We start from the raw sequence: 3,243 nt of genomic DNA on the forward strand, positions 1-3,243 counted from the left end.
GCTCTGGCGGAAGCCAAGGCGCTCTCCGTCTCGCAGGAACGGACCGGCCGGATCGTGCTCGCCGCCGACCAGACCCTGAACTGCGAGGGCGTGGCCTTCCACAAGCCGGAGAACGCGGCAGCGGGAAGCAGCCAGATCGCATCTCTCGCAGGACGGAGGCATGAGCTGCATTCCGCCTTCGCGCTGGCGCGGGACGGGGAGGTCCTGGCGCGTGGCTGCGAAACTGCACGGCTGACGATGCGGCCGCTCGATTCCGCTTTCATCGCTCGCTATGTCGAAGCCGCCGGCCCGGCCATCCTCTCCAGCGTCGGCGGCTATCAGCTCGAAGGGCTCGGCGCGCAGCTCTTCGAGCGGATCGAGGGCGATCACTTCACCATCCTCGGCTTGCCGCTGCTGCCCGTCCTCTCGGCCCTGCGCGATCTCGGCCATCTCGCCCGCTAACTGGATTTCGCGATGTCTCCTCAGTGCTTCGTCATCGGCCACCCCATCGCGCATTCACGCTCGCCGCTGATCCATCGTGAATGGCTCAGGCAATACGGGATCGCCGGCTCCTATGAACGCATCGACGTGGCCCCGGTCGATCTGCCGGCCTTCGTCGCGAGGCTGCGAGACGGCGAGTTCGCCGGCGGCAATGTCACGGCACCGCTCAAGGAAGCGATGATGGCGCTGGTCGACGAGGTCAGCGAGGCTGGCCGGGTGGTTGGAGCCGTGAACACGCTCTGGCGCGATGGCGACCGGATCATCGCGGATAACACCGATGTGTCCGGCTTCCTCGCTCATCTCGACGCGACCGTCCCCGATTGGGAGAGCCGGGTGAACACGATCCTCGTTCTCGGTGCCGGCGGCGCTGCGCGTGGCGTCGCCTTCGGTCTCCAGTCGCGCGGGATCGGCCGCATCCTGATCGCCAACCGCAGCCGCGCCCGCGCCGACGAGCTCGCCGCAGCTTTCGGAGCGCCGCTGGAGGTGATCGATTGGGAGCGCCGGAGCGAGGCCGTCGGGCAGGTCGACCTCATCGTCAACACGACGCCGCTTGGCCTGCAGGGCAAGCCGCCGCTGGAGATGGACCTCTCGGCTCTGCGGCCGGGCACCATCGTCGACGACATCAACTACGTCCCGCTGAAGACGGCGCTGCTCGCCGAGGCGGAACGGCGCGGCGGTGTCATCGTCGACGGCCTCGGCATGTTGCTGCACCAGGCGACCCCGGGCTTCGCCCGCTGGTTCGGCGTCTCGCCGCAGGTGACGCCGGCACTGCGCGGCCTGATCGAAGCCGATATCCTGAAGGCCTGATTCGCGGGACGTGGACATGACCTTCGTGCTGGGGCTGACGGGCTCGATCGGAATGGGCAAATCGACGACCGCCGGGCTCTTCGTGAAGCAGGGCGTGCCCCTGCATGATGCCGATGCCGCCGTGCACCGCCTGCATCGCGGCCGGGCCGTGGCGCCGATCGCGGCAGCCTTTCCCGGCACGGTCGTCGATGGCGTGGTCGATCGCGCCAGGCTCGGGGCGGCGGTACTGGGCAAGCCCGAGGCGCTCAAGCGGCTCGAAGCGATCATCCATCCGCTCGTGCGCGAGGAGGAGGAGGCCTTCCTTGCACGGTGTCGTGCAGAGGGCGCCGGCCTCGCGGTCATCGATGTGCCGCTCCTGCTCGAGACGGGCGGCGAGGGGCGCTGCGATGCCGTGCTTGTCGTGACGGCTCCGGCCGAGGTTCAGCGCGAGCGCGTGCTGTCACGCTCCGGCATGACGGCGGAGAAGTTCGCCGCGATTCTGTCGCGCCAGATGCCGGATGCGGAGAAGCGTCGCCATGCCCATTTCCTTGTGGACACCTCGCGCGGTCTGATGGCGGCCGAACGGCAAGTCCGCTCTATCCTGACGGCATTGGCCGCGCGCCCCGGACGTAGGGGCGGCCCAGAGCTCCGGAACAAGGTCCCGACCGATGCGTGAGATCGTCCTGGACACCGAAACCACCGGCGTCGAGCCCCATAACGGCGACCGCATCGTCGAGATTGGCTGCGTCGAGCTGATCAACCACTGCCCGAGCGGGCGCAACTACCACGTCTACATCAATCCCGAACGCTCGATGCCGGTCGAGGCCTTCAACGTCCACGGGCTCTCGGAGCAGTTCCTCTCCGACAAGCAGGTCTTTGCCGAGATCGCCCAGGAGTTCGTGGACTTCATCGCCGATGCCCGGCTGGTGATCCATAACGCCGCCTTCGACGTCGGCTTCATCAACATGGAGTTCAAGCGCCTCGGTCTGCCGCCGATCGAGCCGGCCCGCGTGGTCGATTCGCTGTCGATGGCGCGCCGCAAGCATCCCGGCGCCTCCAACAGCCTCGACGCGCTCTGCTCGCGCTACGGCATCGACAACAGCCGCCGCACCAAGCACGGAGCGCTGCTCGATTCCGAGATTCTGGCCGAGGTCTATATYGAGCTGATCGGCGGCAAGCAGGCCTCGCTCGGCCTCGGCGTCGAGGCGGCGGCGGGGCGGCCTGGCCTCGCCGCGCCCGTGCTGGAGAAGCCGCAGCGCCAGCGCCCGCTGGCACCGCGCCTCGACGAGGCCGCCATCAAGGCGCATGAGGCCTTCATCCTCAGCTCGCTGAAGGCCCCGCTCTGGAAGGGCTATCTCGGCATCACCGACGAGGCGGCTCAGTAAGCCTTGGGCGTCATTCTCGGGCGGAGCGAAGCGCAGACCCGAGAATCTCGAGACGAGAAAGCTCCGAGACTCCGTCGGCAAGAGATGCTCGGGTCAAGCCCGAGCATGACGCCTGGCTACGAGATGGGAGCTTACGAAGCCCGCCGGCGCGACAGCATGTTGAGCGCCTCGACCAGCGCCGAGAAGGCCATCGCCGCGTAGACATAGCCCTTCGGCACATGGACGCCGAAACCCTCCGCGATCAGCATGCCGCCGATCATCAGCAGGAAGCCGAGCGCCAGCATCACGATGGTCGGGTTCCTCTCGATGAAGCGCGCCAGCGGATCGGCGGCGAGCAGCATCGTCAGCACCGCGACGATCACCGCGATCACCATCACCGGGACATGCTCGGTCATGCCGACCGCGGTGATGATCGAGTCGATCGAGAAGACGAGGTCGAGCAGCAGGATCTGGACGATCACGCCGCCGAAGGTGACGCCGGCCGCGCGGCCGCCATCGAACATGTCCGGGCCCGGATCGGGATCGACCTTGTGATGGATCTCCTTCGTCGCCTTCCAGACCAGGAACAGGCCGCCGGCGATCAGGATGAGGT

5 protein-coding genes are annotated in these 3,243 nt (G+C 67.6%); 4 read left to right on the forward strand and 1 reads right to left on the reverse strand.

The annotated features are described in order from the left end of the window. The 4 genes from AB4Y99_RS26700 to dnaQ form a co-directional block, all read left to right on the forward strand. Positions 1-441, forward strand: a 441-nt coding sequence (locus AB4Y99_RS26700) for a Maf family protein (RefSeq protein ID WP_441525455.1), incomplete at its 5' end; no start/stop codon positions are given. 12 nt (positions 442-453) lie between these two features. Beyond that, positions 454-1,287: a shikimate dehydrogenase gene (locus tag AB4Y99_RS26705; protein ID WP_441525456.1), complete on the forward strand. Its 834-nt coding sequence runs from the start codon at positions 454-456 to the stop codon at positions 1,285-1,287. 16 nt (positions 1,288-1,303) lie between these two features. Then, positions 1,304-1,942 carry a dephospho-CoA kinase gene (gene coaE / locus AB4Y99_RS26710; RefSeq protein WP_441525457.1) on the forward strand — a complete coding sequence of 213 codons (639 nt, stop codon included), beginning with the start codon at positions 1,304-1,306 and terminating at the stop codon, positions 1,940-1,942. Continuing rightward, a complete protein-coding gene (dnaQ, locus tag AB4Y99_RS26715) occupies positions 1,935-2,651 on the forward strand; it encodes a DNA polymerase III subunit epsilon (protein ID WP_441525458.1) in 717 nt (238 codons plus the stop codon). The genes coaE and dnaQ overlap by 8 nt, the downstream gene beginning before the upstream one ends. Positions 2,652-2,782: 131 nt before the next feature. On the opposite strand, the gene AB4Y99_RS26720 is transcribed toward dnaQ, so the two are convergent. After that, a partial coding sequence (locus tag AB4Y99_RS26720) for a TerC family protein (protein ID WP_441525459.1) occupies positions 2,783-3,243 on the reverse strand: 461 nt, incomplete at its 5' end.

It is taken from the genome of Allobosea sp. TAB14, from assembly GCF_052113865.1.
Taxonomy (GTDB): domain Bacteria; phylum Pseudomonadota; class Alphaproteobacteria; order Rhizobiales; family Beijerinckiaceae; genus Allobosea; species Allobosea spartocytisi.

Bases quoted from the DNA above. Each gene is read 5' to 3' on its own strand.
- AB4Y99_RS26705 (WP_441525456.1), top strand. From the start codon at position 454: ATGTCTCCTCAGTGCTTCGTCATCGGCCACCCCATCGCGCATTCACGC.
- coaE (WP_441525457.1), top strand. From the start codon at position 1,304: ATGACCTTCGTGCTGGGGCTGACGGGCTCGATCGGAATGGGCAAATCG.